The sequence below is a fragment of the Collinsella sp. SGI.178 genome (genome assembly GCF_050313495.1).
Classification (GTDB): Bacteria; Actinomycetota; Coriobacteriia; order Coriobacteriales; family Coriobacteriaceae; genus Collinsella.
This window is the reverse complement of sequence record NZ_JBNPLM010000007.1, coordinates 37,490-53,550: the sequence shown is the minus strand read 5'-3', so window position 1 is coordinate 53,550 and position 16,061 is coordinate 37,490. Positions and strand designations below refer to the sequence as shown.

General features: G+C 61.6%; 12 protein-coding genes. 9 read left to right on the top strand and 3 right to left on the bottom strand.

The genetic code is table 11. From position 1 onward, the window contains the following. Positions 1-3 precede the first annotated feature (3 nt). From ACQRAQ_RS03620 to ACQRAQ_RS03585, 8 genes are all read left to right on the top strand, one after another. Positions 4-837, top strand: a complete 834-nt coding sequence (locus ACQRAQ_RS03620) for a PTS system mannose/fructose/sorbose family transporter subunit IID (RefSeq protein WP_154518549.1) — start codon at positions 4-6, stop codon at positions 835-837. A gap of 198 nt (positions 838-1,035) precedes the next feature. Continuing rightward, complete coding sequence (locus ACQRAQ_RS03615) at positions 1,036-2,019, top strand: SIS domain-containing protein (RefSeq protein WP_229770738.1); 984 nt, start codon at positions 1,036-1,038, stop codon at positions 2,017-2,019. A 155-nt stretch (positions 2,020-2,174) separates the two neighbouring features. After that, on the top strand, positions 2,175-2,804 hold the full coding sequence (locus tag ACQRAQ_RS03610; RefSeq protein ID WP_427793952.1) for an HAD family hydrolase: 630 nt from the start codon (positions 2,175-2,177) through the stop codon (positions 2,802-2,804). A gap of 206 nt (positions 2,805-3,010) precedes the next feature. After that, positions 3,011-3,988 carry a YitT family protein gene (locus ACQRAQ_RS03605; protein WP_427793950.1) on the top strand — a complete coding sequence of 326 codons (978 nt, stop codon included), beginning with the start codon at positions 3,011-3,013 and terminating at the stop codon, positions 3,986-3,988. A gap of 172 nt (positions 3,989-4,160) precedes the next feature. Further along, positions 4,161-4,880 carry a GntR family transcriptional regulator gene (locus ACQRAQ_RS03600; protein WP_427719478.1) on the top strand — a complete coding sequence of 240 codons (720 nt, stop codon included), beginning with the start codon at positions 4,161-4,163 and terminating at the stop codon, positions 4,878-4,880. A 444-nt stretch (positions 4,881-5,324) separates the two neighbouring features. Continuing rightward, on the top strand, positions 5,325-7,307 hold the full coding sequence (locus ACQRAQ_RS03595; protein WP_427793948.1) for a RecQ family ATP-dependent DNA helicase: 1,983 nt from the start codon (positions 5,325-5,327) through the stop codon (positions 7,305-7,307). A 2-nt stretch (positions 7,308-7,309) separates the two neighbouring features. Further along, entirely contained in the window at positions 7,310-8,065 is a 756-nt protein-coding gene (locus ACQRAQ_RS03590) for a GntR family transcriptional regulator (protein ID WP_427793946.1), read from the top strand. A 144-nt stretch (positions 8,066-8,209) separates the two neighbouring features. Then, entirely contained in the window at positions 8,210-9,178 is a 969-nt protein-coding gene (locus tag ACQRAQ_RS03585) for an SIS domain-containing protein (protein WP_427793944.1), read from the top strand. Positions 9,179-9,560: 382 nt separating this feature from the next. Here the strand turns inward: ACQRAQ_RS03585 and ACQRAQ_RS03580 are convergent, their stop codons facing one another. Beyond that, positions 9,561-10,538, bottom strand: coding sequence for an L-lactate dehydrogenase (locus ACQRAQ_RS03580; protein WP_152067319.1), 978 nt, complete (start codon positions 10,536-10,538; stop codon positions 9,561-9,563). A 211-nt stretch (positions 10,539-10,749) separates the two neighbouring features. Here ACQRAQ_RS03580 and metA point away from each other — a divergent pair, with 211 nt between their 5' ends. Beyond that, on the top strand, positions 10,750-11,676 hold the full coding sequence (metA, locus tag ACQRAQ_RS03575; RefSeq protein WP_427719472.1) for a homoserine O-acetyltransferase MetA: 927 nt from the start codon (positions 10,750-10,752) through the stop codon (positions 11,674-11,676). Between the two features lie 97 nt (positions 11,677-11,773). On the opposite strand, the gene ACQRAQ_RS03570 is transcribed toward metA, so the two are convergent. Both ACQRAQ_RS03570 and ACQRAQ_RS03565 read right to left on the bottom strand, forming a co-directional pair. After that, on the bottom strand, positions 11,774-12,370 hold the full coding sequence (locus ACQRAQ_RS03570) for a 5-formyltetrahydrofolate cyclo-ligase (RefSeq protein WP_427793942.1): 597 nt from the start codon (positions 12,368-12,370) through the stop codon (positions 11,774-11,776). A gap of 389 nt (positions 12,371-12,759) precedes the next feature. Next, positions 12,760-15,804 (bottom strand): insulinase family protein, encoded by a 3,045-nt coding sequence (locus ACQRAQ_RS03565; protein ID WP_427793940.1) that lies wholly within the window; start codon positions 15,802-15,804, stop codon positions 12,760-12,762. Between the last annotated feature and the right edge of the window lie 257 nt (positions 15,805-16,061).

Sequence of the window (16,061 nt, the reverse complement as noted above, 5' to 3'; positions counted from 1 at the left end):
ACTATGGCAACCGCAACCAAGGACGTGTCCCTGAACAAGAAGGTCAGCCAGTTCTTCTGGCGCTCCTGGGCCATCCAGGCCTCTTGGAACTACGAGCGTCAGATGAACATGGGCTTCCTCTATGGCATGGTTCCCACGCTCGATCGCCTCTATCCGGATGAGTCCGACCCCAAGCAGCTCGCTGCCAAGAAAGAGGCTTACCGCCGTCACATGGCGTTCTACAACTGCACTCCGCAGACGAGCGCTTTCGTCCTGGGCCTCGCCGCCTCCATGGAGGAGGAGTACGCCAAGGATCCCGAGAACTTCGATCCCGATTCGATCAACGCGGTCAAGACCTCCCTCATGGGCCCGCTTTCCGGTATTGGTGACTCCTTCTTCCAGGGCACCATCCGCGTTATCGCCTTTGGTCTGGGCGTTCAGCTGGCTCAGCAGGGCTCCATCATGGGCCCGATCCTGGCCATGCTCATCTCCATCGTGCCTTCCGTGCTGATCACGTGGTTCGCAGCCAAGATGGGCTATCAGGGCGGCCACGAGTACCTGAGCAAGCTTCAGGGCGGCGACCTCATGGAGAAGCTCATGTATGTCTGCGGCATCGTGGGTCTTATGTCCGTGGGCGGCATGATCGCTACGCTGATCGGCGCTACCACCCCGCTGCAGTTCGCTGACGGCACCGTCGTGATCCAGGACATCCTGGACGGCATGATGCCCCAGATGATTTCCCTTGGCCTCACCGGCCTTATGTACTGGCTCATCAAGAAGAACGTCAACACCGGTTGGCTTCTTGTAATCGCCATCGTGGGCGGCATCGCCCTCTCCGCGGCCGGCATCCTGGCCTAGTCGCGCCCAAGCGTCTAACCGCTTTCCCCGGGGAGCCTGCCTGGCATCCCATACCCCAGGCAGGCTTCCATCCCTAAATGTGTCAAAGGGACAGTCCCTATGTCACATCTTCAATGGACCGGCGACTCGGTCCAAATCACGGTAACCCTGCGCACGTCCGGCAAAGTGGCGCCGCAAAAATCGAAAGGAATGTGTCAGATGTACGAGATCGACCTTAACCTCCCTAAGCAGATCGTCGCTGACGTCCTGTCCAACCACGAGATCCACAGCGTCGCCTTCGTTGGCTGCGGCGCTTCCATGTCCGACCTTTACCCCGCCAAGTACTTCCTGGCCAACAACACGGACAAGCTGAACGTTCAGATCTTCACCGCAAACGAGTTCAACTACGACACGCCCTCCTGGGTCAACGAGCACACCTTCGTGATCACCTGCTCCCTCGGTGGCTCCACGCCCGAGACCGTCGAGGCCAACAAGACCGCCAAGAAGCACAACTGCCCGGTCGTCTCCCTCACCAACAAGGCCGGCTCCGCTCTGACCGTCGACGCCGACCACGTCATCATCCACGGCTTCCACGCCAACTACGCTGCCAAGTGCGAGAAGCCCGGCTATGCCATCGCTCTTGCTCTCGAGATCCTTCAGCAGACCGAGGGCTATGACCACTACGAGGACATGATCACCGGCCTCACCAACGTCTTCGACCTCTGCGAGAACGCCGCTCAGTCCTGCAAGAAGCTCGCCAAGAAGTTCGCCGAGGACTTCAAGGACGACAAGATGATCTACTTCATGGCTTCCGGTGCCTCCGAGAAGATGGCTTATTCTCACGCCGCCTTCCTGTTCACCGAGATGCAGTGGATCGACGCCGCCGCCTACAACACCGGCGAGTACTTCCACGGCCCGTTCGAGGTTTCCACCGAGGGTAAGCCCTACGTCTTCTTCATGTCCGATGGCGCTACCCGTCCGATGGACGCCCGCGCCCTCACCTTCCTTGAGCGCATGGGCGCCAAGGTCGCTCTGATCGACTCCAAGGACTACGGCCTGGCTGACGCCGTGCCCGCGAGCGTCGTCACCTACTTCAACCCGCTGCTGCACCTCGCCGTTATGCGCGAGTACGGCAACCAGATCGCCGAGGCCCGTCAGCACCCGCTGACCATGCGTCGCTACATGTGGAAGCTTTCCTACTAATCACAAGTAAGTAGACCTTACGGGTTGATTGAGAGGGGATGGGGTTTTCGCCCCGTCCCCTTTTTTGCTTTGGGGCGTGTTTGTCGCGCCGCAAACCCCAGATAAAACCTACCAAAATAAACCTGTCCCTTTTTGGCAGGTGGAAGGAGGAGCGTATGATCAAGGCAGTGCTGTTTGACATGGACGGCGTGCTGGTCGATACCGAGTGGTTCTACAACCGTCGCCGCGTGGCGTTTATGGAAGAGAAGGGGTTCCACTTTGACGAGATCCCCGACCTTTCGGGGTCTAACGAGCCGGCCATTTGGAAGGCGCTGGTGCCCGACGATGTTGAGCTGCGTGAGCGCCTGCGCGTGGAGTACAAGCAGGTCTACAGCCCGCACCACCCCGTTCCGTATGCCGAGCTTCTCAACGAGCAGACAGAGCCGGTGATGCGTGAGCTGCATGAGCGCGGCGTGAAGTGTGCCATCGCGAGCTCGTCCTATCGCGAGCTGATCGACGAGCTGGTGGAGATTGCCGGCATCGCCGACGTGCTGGACTACACCATCAGCGGTCACGAGTGCAGTGCGTTTAAGCCCGACCCCGAGATCTACCAGCGTGCCATGGAGGCGCTGGGGGTGGAGCCTGCCGAGTGCCTGGTTATCGAGGATTCGCCTCTGGGCATCGAGGCTGGCAAGCGCTCTGGCGCCCGCGTCCTGGCGCTGCGTCCGCACGAGGGCGTCAACCTGGACCAGTCTGCCGCCGACGTTGTCATTGACAATCTGGCCGACATCCTACCTGCCATTTAGGGACAGGTTTATTTTGGCAGGTTTTATCTGGGCAAATGCCGAATTCGCCGTGAAGGGATCGCTCTCTTCACGGCGTTTTTCTTTTGAGCGGCCTCACGGTCCTTCTGATGGTTGTCGAGAGAGGGTGAATTGAGGCGCCCCCGCACGCTCCATGCTACAATCGCGGGCATGCCCCACAACTATATCTGCCTTCGAAAGGAGCCTGCGTGGCGGATGCCATCGATCAGCTCACGGACCGCGTGATCGTACTCGGCCGCCTCACCATCGTCCGCCGTGCCATTACTGCCGTGGCAGTCACGGTCTCTGCCGTTCTCCAGACATTCCTGATCCAGGCGTTCATTCGGCCCGCTGACCTGCTTCCGAGTGGTTTTACCGGCGTCGCGGTCCTGCTCGATCGCGTTACCTCGCTAGGCGGCGTTCACATCGACATCTCGCTCGGTATGCTCGCACTCAACATCCCCGTGGCGCTCCTATGCTGGAACGGCATTAGCAAGCGCTTCGTCATCTTCTCGATGATGCAGGTCGTGCTCTCGTCGCTGTTCCTCAACGTTTTTCACTTCGCTCCATTTTTGGGCGACAAGATCATGCTCATCATTTTTGGCGGCGTGGTCTCGGGCCTGGGTGCTGCCATCGCGCTTAAGTCCGGCGCATCCACCGGCGGCACCGACTTTATCGCGCTGTGGGTTTCCAACCACACGGGCAAGACCATCTGGGGCGTCATCTTTGGCTTTAACTGCTTTATCCTGGCAATCTTTGGTTTTATGTTTGGCTGGGACAAGGCGGCGTATTCCATTGTGTTTCAGTTTATTTCGACCAAGACCATCGACAGTTTCTATCATCGCTACGATCGTGTGACGCTGCAGATCACGACGCGTAAGGCAGACGAGGTTATGACTGCCTACGTAAACCATTTTCAGCACGGCATTAGCTGCGCCGAGGTCGTCGGCGGATACAGCCGCGAGAAGATGTACCTGCTGCACACCGTTGTCTCGACCTACGAGAGCCAGGACATTATCAGGCTGGTATGCGAGGTTGATCCCGGCGCCGTGATCAACGTGTTCCACACGCTCAACTTTGTGGGCGGTTGGTGGGGTGGTCATGTCGACGAACCCATGCCCACGGCCGTTCCCGATCCCGACAAGCCCGCACGCATGGCCAGCAGGCAGGTGCGCCTCAGCGAATAGGACAGCTTGCAGCAGGACGACGGCAAGTAAGGTATTTGGCATTTTGCCGGCTCTGCTCAATCCTGTCCCTTTTTGGTAGGGAGGGTGTATCGTTTTATCGTTATGAGGTAACATAAAACTAGACGTTATATACGTATTTGTTATTCCGATATTTCGATAAGAGTGATTAGATATGCCTGCACCCAAAAATGCGCCGCTGTACCAGCAGATTTACGACGAAATCAAGGATTCGATCGAGAAGGGTGTTTATGCACCCAAGGAGCGTATCCCGTCCGAGCTTGAGCTTGCCGAGCAGTACGAGGTGAGCCGTATTACGGTGCGCCGCGCCGTAGAGGAGCTGTGTTCCGATGGCTATCTGGTTAAACAGCAAGGCCGTGGCACGTTTGTCTCCACGCCGCACATCAACCGCCAGTTTCATGCCTCGATGCTGCAGACGTTTACCGCGCTGTGTGCCGACAATGGCATGAAGGCCGGCGCGCATGTAATCGATCGCCAGATCGTTCCGGCGCGCCAAAACGAGATGGAGTTCTTTGGCCTGCAGAAGGATGCGCTGCTGCTGCATATCAAGCGCGTGCGTACGGCCGACGGCGAGCCCATCTTTGAGGAGAACATCTTTGTGCCCTTTGACGCCTACCGTGAGCTGTTGACGGCCGATCTTGAGGACAAGTCGATTTTTGCCGAGGTCGAGCGTGTTGGTGGAACGCCGATTGCCTCGGTTGGCTACCGCACGGTCGAGGCCGTTCGCGCCAATGCCGAGCAGGCGGCCGAGCTGGGCATCGCTCCGCACGATCCGCTGCTCAACCTGCGTGCCGGCTTTACCGGTCCCAATGGCGAGCCGGTTTTGCTCGGCAAGCAGTATTACGTGGGCAGCCGCTACGTCATGGTCATATAAGTTACGCGGTTTTACCAAACCGCGTAACGGCTCGACGCTGCCCTCAGTTCCGCCGTTCTAACGAACCTATTGGTTCTGCCGTTCTAACGAACGGCGGACCGGTCGACGCTGCAAACGCCCCTAAGCGGCAATCCGACGTTCAATCGTCGGTCGCGTACCGAAGTACGCTTCCCTCCTCTTTCACGTCACCTTGCTCGCTTAGGGGCGTTTTCGCTGACTTATGCTCAACCAGCGACGTTTCCGCGCTTGTCAAGAATGTCCCCAATGACTACCCGCAGAATGAGCGTGGATAATCTCTCGTTTTTTGCTTGGTGACGGGTTCAAAGTGGGAGATTATCCACGCTCGTTCCCATCGGATTACATTGCCCGTGGCCGGCAGCCGTGCGGCACCGGTCCGCGTGGCGGCGTATAATCGGCGGCAGATGACTTGGACGTTAGGAAACCATGACCGATAGTATGCAGCAGATGGCGCTCGATACGCTCGGCGCCTATTTTGGCTACACCTCGTTTCGCCCGGGGCAGGACCGCATGGTCGATGCGATCCTTGCCGGCCGCGATGCGCTGGGCGTTATGCCCACGGGGGCCGGCAAGTCCATTTGCTACCAGGTGCCCGCGCTCATGCTGCCCGGTATCACCTTTGTGGTGAGTCCGCTGCTGTCGCTTATGGAGGATCAGACCCGTGCATTGCTCGCGGCGGGTGCGCGACCCAGCTATCTCAACTCCAGTCTTACTCCGGCCCAGCAAAACACCGTGCTCAAGCGGGCGCGCGAGGGCCGCTACCAGCTTATGTACGTGGCGCCCGAGCGTCTGCTCGAGCCGCGCTTTTTAGCTTTTGCGCGGGAGGCCGCGGCCGCCGCCGGCATTGGCGTGCCGCTCGTGGCCATTGACGAGGCCCACTGCGTAAGCCAGTGGGGCCAGGATTTCCGTCCCGCCTACCTGCAGATTCGCGAGTTCATCGATTCCCTGCCGCAGCGCCCCATCGTGGCGGCCTTTACCGCTACGGCGACCGAGCGCGTGCGTGCGGACATTCAGCAGATGCTCGGCCTGCAAAACCCCGCGACGGTGGTGACGGGCTTCGATCGCAAGAACCTCTACTTTGGCTGCGAGGAGATGGGCGACAAGGCCAAGGCCGCGTGGGTGCGCGACTATGTGATCGCACATTCGAGCGAAAGCGGCATCGTGTATTGCTCGACTCGCAAGACCGTCGATGCGCTGGCAAGCGAGCTTGCCGAGGCGCTGGGCTCCCGCGGCATTCGCGTTGGCCGCTACCATGCCGGCATGGGCAACGACGCCCGCCGGCAAAGCCAGCGCGCCTTTATCGACGACGATATCCAGGTAATGGTTGCCACCAACGCCTTTGGCATGGGTATCGACAAGCCCAACGTGCGCTACGTGATTCACAACAACGTGCCCGAGAGCATCGAGGCGTACTACCAGGAGGCGGGCCGCGCCGGCCGCGATGGAGACCCAGCCAGCTGCCATTTGCTGTGGAACGGCAACGATTTTCGCATGCGTCGCTTTTTGATCGACCGCGGCGATGCTGCCGACGAGGCGCTCGATGACGAGCAACGCGCGTGGGCGCTCCAGAATCGATACCGCCTGCTCAGCCAGATGGAGGGCTACTGCAATACCACCGGCTGCCTGCGCGAATACATGCTGCGCTACTTTGGCGACGAGGCTGCAGCCGAGCATACCGCCGCAGCCGGTGCTAGCGGTGCCGCCACGGACGACGCCGAGGGCTGCGGCAACTGCAGCAACTGCCTCACGCAGTTCGAGGTCGAGGACGTCACCGATATGGCCCGCGCCGCCGTGCGCTATGTGGCTACGCGTCCCATGCGTTTTGGCAAGTCGCTGATCGCCGACGTGCTCCACGGCGGCAACACCGAGCGCATTCGCCAGATGCATCTGGACGAGGATCGCGGCTACGGTGAGCTGTCGAGCGAATCGGTCGGGCGCATCAAGGACATCATCGGCCAGCTGTGTGGCCGCGGTTATTTGGCAACCTCACAGGGACAGTACCCGGTCGTTGGGCTGGGCCCGCGTGCCGGCGAGGTCGAGGACGAGGCGTTTGCCTTTACCGTTAAGCGTCGTGCATCCAAGCGCAAGGCCTCGGCCCGCGCCCGCCGTGCGGTGGATCTGCTGCGCGAGGAGGCCGAGCTGGATCAGCGCCCGCGCGTGGGCGACGATGCCGAGCTGTTCGAGCGCTTGCGGGCACTCCGCAAGGAGATTTCGACCGAGCTGGAGATGGCGCCGTACATGGTCTTCTCCGATAAGGCCCTGCGCGGTCTGTGCCGCCTGCGTCCTCAGACGCGCGACGAGCTTATCCGGGTCAACGGCATTGGTGAGAAAAAAGCCGACGCCTTTGGCGAGCAGTTTATGGCGGCGATTGAAGAGTTTGAATCCGAGCATGCACGGGATGGAGCGTAACGATGGTAGCCGATAGCAAGACCGACCGTACTGACGTGTCCGCCGTGCCGCTGTACCAGCAGGTTATGGACGACCTAAAGGGCGAGATCGCGCGCGACGTGTACGCTGCCGGCTCGCGCATTCCTTCCGAGATGGAGCTCGCGAAGTCCTACGGCGTGGGGCGCATTACCGTGCGTCGCGCCATTGAGGAGTTGTCGCGCGCGGGATATCTCAACCGTCAGCAGGGGAGGGGCACGTTTGTGTGTGCGCCCAAGCTCAAGCGCAAGATTGTCCAGAAAGGCGACGTCCAGAGTTTTACCGAGGCCTGCGCTGCCAACGACATGGCGGCCGGAGCGCGCCTGGTGTCGCGCACGGTGGTTGCGGCGACGCGCGAGGACGCGGCGTTTTTTGGCGTGGAACCCGGCTGCGAGCTCATCGTGGTCGAGCGCGTGCGCACGGCCGATGGCGTGCCCGTCATGCTCGAGAACAACGCCTTTGTGCTGGCCGACCATCCCTATCTGCAGCAGCTTGCCGACGAGGACCTCGCCGACAATTCGATTTTTGCGCTCGTTGCCGTGCATTCGGGCCGCGCACCGCTCAAGTCCGATCCCTGTACCGTGGAGATCGCGCTCGCCGATGCTCAGACGGCCCCGCTGTTGGAGGTGCCGGTCGGCGAGCCGCTCTTTTATATGGAGGCGTACTTTACCGATGCGGACGAGCGGCCCTTGCTGCTCGGGCGCCAAAAGATCGTGGGGTCGCGCTACGTGTTCGACATCTAACGTCCATAGATAGAACAATACAGAACAAGTTTGGTGAAATGAATTCACCTGCGACAGCTTGCGTGCTATAAATAGGACAACATAGAACGACCGCAGGTACGAGCTGTCGCCGCTCAAAGCCGCCACACAGGGAGGAATGTCACCGTGAACGCACACGATCTGGTTCAGGAAATTATCGAGCGCAAGGGTAAGATCGAGAATGTCTTTTGGATCGCCTGCGGCGGTTCGATGATTGACCTTATGCCGGCCAATGAGCTGCTCAAGCGCGAGGCAACCACGTTTACTTCGACAGTCTACACGGCGCGCGAGTTTTGCCTTATGGCCCCCAAGAGCCTAGGGCCGAAGTCACTCGTCATCGCCTGTAGCCACAGCGGTAACACGCAAGAGGTCGTCGACGGCTGCGAGATGGCGCTGGCCGCCGGTGCCGAGGTCGTGACTATGACTGACTACGCGGGCTCCAAGATCGATAACGGCAAGTGGACCACCTGGGTTTACCCGTGGGGCAAGGGCGAGTCGCAGGCCGAAGTTCCGCAGGGCATCGGCGCTCTGATCGCCGCCGAGCTGCTCGACCAGCAGGAGGGCTACGAGGCGCTCGCCGACATGTACGCCGGCCTTAAGCAGATGGACACACTGCTGCCCGCTGCCCGCGAGAAGGTCAACGCCGAGCTGGGCGATCGCTTTGCCGAGCTCTGCCAGCAGCACAAGTTCTTCTATATCCTGGGCTCCGGCCCCAACTTTAGCCAGACCTACGCCATGGCCATCTGCTCGCTCATGGAGATGCAGTGGCAGCACTGCTGCTACATCCATTCCGGCGAGTATTTCCACGGTCCCTTCGAGGCTACCGAGCCCGGCGTGTTCTACTTTGTGCAGCTTGGCGCTGGCGAGTGTCGCCCCATGGAGGAGCGCGCACTGGCATTTCTCAACACGCACACCGATACAGTCATGGTGCTCGATGCGCTTGAGTACGGCGTGGGCGAGGTGCCCGCCAGCGTGCGTTCGTACCTGGAGCCGATCTTCTTCTATGCGATGAGCTGTGAGCTGCGCGCCGCCCGCGGCAAGGTATTTGACCACAGTCCCGAGGTTCGCCGCTACATGGGCGTCGAGCGGTACTAGGTAACGGGGAACGCGATTTTTCATGACGGGGCCTTCGCCAAGCGCGGGCCCCGTTTGCGTTACGGTGCCCCTTTCTGTTTGTCGAAAAACGAAGTCAAATACTTTTCCCGAGAAGTGAACGACCTATTTTGGACCCCCGAAGCATCGACATTTTTTGACGCCAAAACAGCAGGAAAATCTTAATGAAACTGCAGGAAATGGTCTCCACAAAGTGCCGATGCTTCGAGGGCTCGTTTTTGCTCGTTCACTTTTCGGGAAAAGTATTAGACCTAAATCTGCAAGCGTGTCGCGTGAGTCAAAAAGCGGGCCGCGCCGGTGGGTTTCCGGCGCGGCCCGCTTTACATTGTGTCCGTATGAGTGAGTTGTCGCATCAACCGGCGGACTACTTGGCGTCGTAGGCCTCGGCGTCCCACCAGTCGAGCTGGGCGATGTTGTCGCGGATGTGCTGACAGCTCTTGTGGAAGCCCTCGAGCTCGTGCTCGGAAAGGTCGAGCGTGTAGACCTCCTCGACGCCCTCGGCGCCGATCACGCACGGCAGGGAGGTAAAGATGCCCTCCTCGCCATATTGGCCGGTCATAAGCGTAGAGGCCGAAAGCACGGCGTGCTCGTTGTGCAGTACGGCGGCGCAGACGCGCGCGGCGGAGTTGGCAACGGCGTACTCGGTGCACTGCTTGCCGGCGTAAGTCACATAACCGCCCTTGCGTGCGAGCTCCTCGACCTCCATGTGGTCGAAGGCGTACTTGTCGGGGTTCTCGGCCTGAAGCTCGTTGAGGCTCTTGCCGGCGATGGTTGCGGCCTTAAAGGCGGCCAGCTGGCTAAAGCCATGCTCACCGATCATGTAGGCGTCGATGGACTTGGGGCTCACCCCGACCTTCTTGGAGATCTCGGTACGCAGGCGGGCAGAGTCCAGGCCACAGCCCGAGCCGATGATCTTCTTGGGATCGTAGCCGGTCAGGTGCCACAGCTCGGTGCACACGACGTCGCAGGGGTTGGAGATGCTCACGAAGATGCCGTCGAAGCCGGCATCGACGATGCGCTTGGCAAAGGTGCGGGCGGCGTCGGTGGTAAAGAACAGCTCGCCGTCGCGGTTGCCGGCGGCCAGTGCGACCTTGCCGGCGGCGTTGACGATGACGTCGCAGCAGGCCAGCTCCTCGTAGTGGTCGTAGCAGTTGACGATCTTGGTGTTGTACGGGACAAACGAAAGGGAGTCGCGCAGGTCTTGGACCTCGGACGTCACCTTTGCCTCGTTGATATCGCAGAGGTACAGCTCATCGGCAATGCCCTGCATGAGCAGGCTGTTGGCGACATGTGCTCCTACGTGGCCCTGGCCGACCACACCGATCTTACGCGTCTGGTACATATTCATATCCTTTCGGCCGAGTATTTCGCATCGAACCATTGTAGCGTCCTGCTGCCACTTTGCTAGGCTAAAGCGCCGTAGATTTTTGGGACATGCCTTAATCTCTACTTTTGGAGTGATTTGGGCCGCTGACGGTGTCTCGGGGCGATGCACTCGCGCGGATGGGGCCGCTCGTTGTACCATAGCTGCAACTGACTCGTAAGGAGCATCCATGCCCATTCGCATCCCCGACGCCCTCCCTGCCGCCGCGCAGCTCGAGAGCGAGAACATCTTTGTCATGACCGAGTACCGCGCGCTGCACCAGGACATCCGTCCGCTGCGCGTGCTCATCCTCAACCTCATGCCAACCAAGATCGCCACCGAGACGCAGATCATGCGCAAGCTCTCCAACACGCCGCTGCAGGTAGAGGTGGACCTGCTACGCACCAAGACGCACGAGGCCACGCACGTGAGTGCCGGCCACCTGGAGACGTTCTACCGTACGTTCGACGACATCCGCGATATCCACTACGACGGCCTGATCATCACGGGTGCGCCGGTGGAGCAGATGCCGTTCGAGGAGGTCGACTACTGGCCCGAGCTCTGCCAGATCATGGATTGGTCCACCACGCACGTGCACTCTACGCTGCATATTTGCTGGGGTGCACAGGCAGGGCTCTACCATCATTACGGTATCCAGAAGTGCGACCTGCCGGCCAAGGCGAGCGGCGTGTTTGAGCATTATCTGGTGAAGCCGCAAAGCCCGCTGGTCCGCGGCTTTGACGACCGCTTCTATGCCGTGCATTCACGCAATACCGATGTGCGCCGCGAGGACGTGGAGGCCGAGCCGCAGCTTGAGGTCGTGGCCGTATCAGACGAGGTGGGCCTGTACATCGTCAAGTCGACCGACAGCCGCCGCTTCTTTGTCTTTGGCCATCCCGAGTACGATACCGACACGCTACGCCTGGAGTACGAGCGCGACGTGAAGCGCGGGCTCAACCCCCAGGTGCCGGCGCATTACTTCCCAGGTGACGACCCCACCGCCGAGCCGCGCAACGTCTGGCGCAGCCAGGCCCAGCTGCTCTACACCAACTGGCTCAACTACTACGTCTACCAGACCACGCCCTACGACCTGGCCCGCGCCGGCGAGGAGCACTAGGCTACGGCCGCGGTTGCGGTTGTGGCTTCGGCTGTGGCTGCGGCGTGACGAGCGTGGATTTTCGGATGCCCATCTTGCGGGTGCGATACAACGGCGGTTAGGCGCTGATGATGTGGGGTAGCGGCAGGTCGTGGGTGTCGGTGGGAACGTGGTCGACACGCTGCTCGTCAAAGGCGATGCCGATGATTTGGCATGCGGGCGAGATCGTGGGCAGGTAGCGGTCGTAGCAGCCGCCGCCGTAGCCCAGGCGCGCGCCGGTGTGGTCGAAGGCTACGAGCGGCACGACGATCATATCGAGCGCCTCGGCAGGCACGATAGGAAAACGGCTGCTGTCGACGTCCGTGGCTGCGAAGGCCCGCGTAGGGTGGGCGATAAACGGGGCCTCGGACGCATCGCCGGCAGCAACTGCCCGCATGTACATGCGCTGGCCACAAGCCACGGTGTCAGCTGCCGAGAACATGCACGGATAGGCCACGCGCCAGCCGTGTTTTGCGGCCGCTGCGGCAAACGCGGCAGGATCTGCCTCGGAGCCCATGGCGGCATAGACGGCAACGGTGCGCGGGGCCACGGGACTCGAGCCGCCCAGCAACTCAACGAGCCGCGCGCATACAGCAGCAGACTTTGCCGCCCGCATATCCAAATCTAGAGCATCGCGCCGGGCAATTACCGCCCGCCGCAACTCGGCCTTATCCATCCCGGCCCCTCTCTCAAACCTACCAAAAAGGGACAGGTTTATTTTGGTAGGTTTTATCTGGTCAAATGTCGAAACCACCACGCAAACCATCGCAAGGGGAGCAGTTCATGGACACCTTCGTGGGTTTTGACGAAGAGTGGGTGTTCGCGGCGGTGTGTCTCGATCTGTAACAGTAACTCGGCAAAATCGGGCCTAGATGTTACAGATTTAGACAAAGGGCCGGCGTCATCCGAAAACGTCTCGATTTGTAACATCTGGAGCCAATATTGCCGCCTAGATGTTACAGATTTAGACAAACTGGTGTGACGGGCTGAGCTGCCCCGCCCAGGCAGCGGCAAAAGAAAAGGTAGATTTTCAGGCATGTCCCAAAAATCTACCTTTGCTGTGCGTTAGCCCAGCAGGTCGATGACGTTGAAGCCGGCGTTGCTCTTGGCGATGACGTCTCGGCCGCCAAAGACGCAGGTGGGCGAGACGGCTGCAATGCGCGTCACGTCGGCGCCGAGCGAGCGCAGCTCACCGGGCGTGGCGGCGAGCATCTGGGCGCGGCGCTCCTCGCGTGCATGCGGATTGAGTCCGGCTAGGTAGGTCGTGTTGCGGCGTTTGGTGAGCGCGTACGGCTTCACCGGCGCATCCATGCCGCTCACGCAGCTCACGATAAAGCCCTCAAAGGCTGTCTCGTCGGGCTCAAAACCGCCGAGCCATTCGCCTGCGCGCGCCACGCGCTCAATCGAGGGGTCGATTGCCGGGTCGCGGTAGGTGTAGAACGCCGCCTGACGCTCACCTGCCGCGCGGAATCCGCAGCCGTACGCCCCGCCTTTCACGCGGATCTCGTTCCACAGGTAGTCGTAGGAGAGCGCGTTGGCGGCAACCGCCCAGGCGCCCGTCACGTCGAGCCCCAAGCGACGCGGGTCGCACGCGCTTGCCGCAAAGCAGATGTCGCTGGGGATGACAAAAGCCTCGTGGCGGTCGCACGGCGTCGGCACCACGAGCGTGTCGCGGCCGGCAACAGCACCGTCGCCCGCGCCCAACCCCAGGTCGCCCGCGGCGGCCCAGTACGCGTCAAAGTCCTCATCGCTGCCGGTAAAGCTCGCCAGACAGCCATCGGACACAAAGATGCGGCCTGCCAGCTCGGCAAGCTTGGCGCGCAGGTCGTCCAGGCGCTCATCAAAGTGGTCGAGCAGATCGCGCAGGAACAGGTAGAAGTCCACGCCCGAAAGCTGCTCGCGCACCACGGCCGAAGGCGAACTGTAGCTCATCGCGCGACCGAGCGCCGCCGAGTGACCGTTGTTAATGAAGCCCTGCTCAAGCCCAATGCGAATCTGCGTGAGCACGTCGCGCACGCGGTCGGCGTCGGCATCAAGCAACAGCGTGCTCGACCACACCTCGCGCGGCAGGCTCGCCAGCGCATCGATCTTTTCGGACAGGGCGCCGGCGCTCACCAGCAGGTAGGGGCGCACGCCGTCCACGTCGGGCTGGGTCATGACCTCGGTCGTAAAGCTCAAAAAGCCCAGCTTGCCGGCGATAAGGTTGTCGAGCTCCTCGGCCGAGTGCTCGCTCGTGGGCAACTGCTTGAGCAGGCGGCAGAGCAGGGTCACATAGGGCAGGTCCTCAAACGCGACGCAGCTCAGGTCGAAATACTGCATGGCGTAGGCCAAGCGGTTGGTGGGGATGCCGTGGCGCAGGCAGGGGATGGGCGCGGTCGTGTCCACGACCAGCGGCGGCTCGGGGCGCGCCTCGCCAATGTCGGACACGCGCAGGCGTGGCAGCGTGGCCTTGGCCTCGGGCGCGTCATCCGCCTCCTGCGCGGCGCGCAGCGCAGCCGTGCGCTCGACCACATCGGCCAGCTCGGCATCGGTCATGGTATCGCGCTTGGCTGCCAGCTCGGCAGCCTCGGCACTCTCCGCACCCTCGGCGGCATCCACCGGCACCAGCTCGACCAGCGCCATGTGGTCATTCTCCAGCACCAGCTCGCGCAGCAGGTCCTCAAAGTAGCTGCCGTCCAGCTCGCCGCGCAGCTCCTCGTACACCGGGCCGTACTTGAGCGCCAGCGTCGCGGCGTCGTCATCGTAGAGCCAGGTGCTCAGCGCGTCGCACGCAATGGCCACGCCGTCGGCGATACCGTAGTCGCGCTGGCGCAGGTCGTATTCGTTGCTGCTGATGATGGCCTCCAGGCGCTCGCGCGGAACGCCGTGCTCGCACAGGTCGCGGCAGGCGTCCTGGAACACGCGGCGCAGCTCACGCGCCACGCCGGGCTGCGCGTTTTGCAGCATGATGAGCTCGTAGGGCTGCAGGCTCTCGGCCGCGGTGTAGCTCACCACGTTGCCGCCCAGGCCGGCGGCAAGAATGGCCTTCTTAACCGGCGCCTCGTTGGAACCCAGCAGTGCCTCGAACAGGATGTCCGCCGCGATCGTGCGCTTGCGGTCGAGCGCGCTGCCCAGCACAAGACCCAGGCCCACCAGGGCGTTCTCGGGTGTGGTGGCCATCTCGACGCGCTTGTACTCGCAGGTCACGGGCGCCTGCACGACCAGCGGATTGGGCGCCAGCGTGGACGGGTCCTCGCCGGCTGCAACGGCAGCGTCCATGCGGCGGCTCGCGGCACTCGGCTGCGACAGATAGCGCTCGTCCAAAAACGCCAGCGCGCGGTCCACGTCCAGGTCGCCGTAGAGCGTGATGTAGGAGTTGGAAGGATTGTAGTGGCGCGCGTGCGTGTCCAGGAACTGCTCGTAGGTGAGCGCAGGGATCGCGCGCGGGTCGCCGCCGCTCTCGTGCGCATAGGCGGTGTCGGGATAAAGCGCGGCGTTGACGGCGTCGTCCAGCACGCTCATGGGGTCGGACAACGCGCCCTTCATCTCATTGAAAACCACGCCGTTATAGTGTAGGGTTCCCTCGCGCAGGCTCGCGGAGCTGCCGTTGCCCTCGCCCTCGGCGCCCTTCGGCAGGTCCAGCTCGTAGTGCCAGCCCTCCTGCTCAAAAATGGTGGGCTTGGTATAGATGGCCGGGTTGAACACCGCGTCCAGGTACACGTCCATCAGGTTGTACAGATCCTGCTCGTTGGTGGTGGCAACGGGGTAGATGGTCTTGTCGGGGTAGGTCATGGCGTTGAGGAACGTCTGCATGGAGCTCTTGATCAGGTCGACAAACGGCTCCTTGACGGGAAACTTGGCCGATCCGCACAGCACCGAGTGCTCGAGGATATGGAACACGCCGGTGGAATCGGCCGGCGGCGTCTTAAAGCCAATGGCAAAAGCCTTGTTTTCGTCGTCGCACGCCAGGTACAGCAGGCGGGCGCCCGAGGCGGTGTGGCGCAGCACGTAGGCGTCCGAGTCGAGCTCGGGCACGGTCTCGCAGCGCTCGACGGCAAAGCCGTGACAGGTGGTGCCGGGCACCAGCAGCGCGGCGGCAGCGGCGCGCGGGTCGGTTGAGGTGGTGGGCATATGCAGTCTCCTTTGACGCCCCAGCGGGGGCGAATCGAGTCGAATCCTCGTGAGTATACCCATATGGGGCTGCGGCTCTGCGGCGAACTGGAGACGATGTCGGCGGATTGGACAAAGGCCCCGCGTGCCCGCCGCGCGAGCGTGGAAACTTGGACGCCTATCGAATGAGAGTGGATTTTCGGACGGAATCAGCCTCAAAACGTCCAAAAACCGTCCAAATATCCACCCTCATTTCCCGACCGTCCAAAATCCACGCT

Bases quoted from the DNA above. Each gene is read 5' to 3' on its own strand.
- ACQRAQ_RS03610 (WP_427793952.1), top strand. From the start codon at position 2,175: ATGATCAAGGCAGTGCTGTTTGACATGGACGGCGTGCTGGTCGATACC.
- ACQRAQ_RS03620 (WP_154518549.1), top strand. From the start codon at position 4: ATGGCAACCGCAACCAAGGACGTGTCCCTGAACAAGAAGGTCAGCCAG.
- ACQRAQ_RS03570 (WP_427793942.1), bottom strand. From the start codon at position 12,370: ATGGATAAGGCCGAGTTGCGGCGGGCGGTAATTGCCCGGCGCGATGCT.
- ACQRAQ_RS03580 (WP_152067319.1), bottom strand. From the start codon at position 10,538: ATGTACCAGACGCGTAAGATCGGTGTGGTCGGCCAGGGCCACGTAGGA.
- ACQRAQ_RS03600 (WP_427719478.1), top strand. From the start codon at position 4,161: ATGCCTGCACCCAAAAATGCGCCGCTGTACCAGCAGATTTACGACGAA.
- metA (WP_427719472.1), top strand. From the start codon at position 10,750: ATGCCCATTCGCATCCCCGACGCCCTCCCTGCCGCCGCGCAGCTCGAG.
- ACQRAQ_RS03590 (WP_427793946.1), top strand. From the start codon at position 7,310: ATGGTAGCCGATAGCAAGACCGACCGTACTGACGTGTCCGCCGTGCCG.
- ACQRAQ_RS03595 (WP_427793948.1), top strand. From the start codon at position 5,325: ATGACCGATAGTATGCAGCAGATGGCGCTCGATACGCTCGGCGCCTAT.
- ACQRAQ_RS03565 (WP_427793940.1), bottom strand. From the start codon at position 15,804: ATGCCCACCACCTCAACCGACCCGCGCGCCGCTGCCGCCGCGCTGCTG.
- ACQRAQ_RS03615 (WP_229770738.1), top strand. From the start codon at position 1,036: ATGTACGAGATCGACCTTAACCTCCCTAAGCAGATCGTCGCTGACGTC.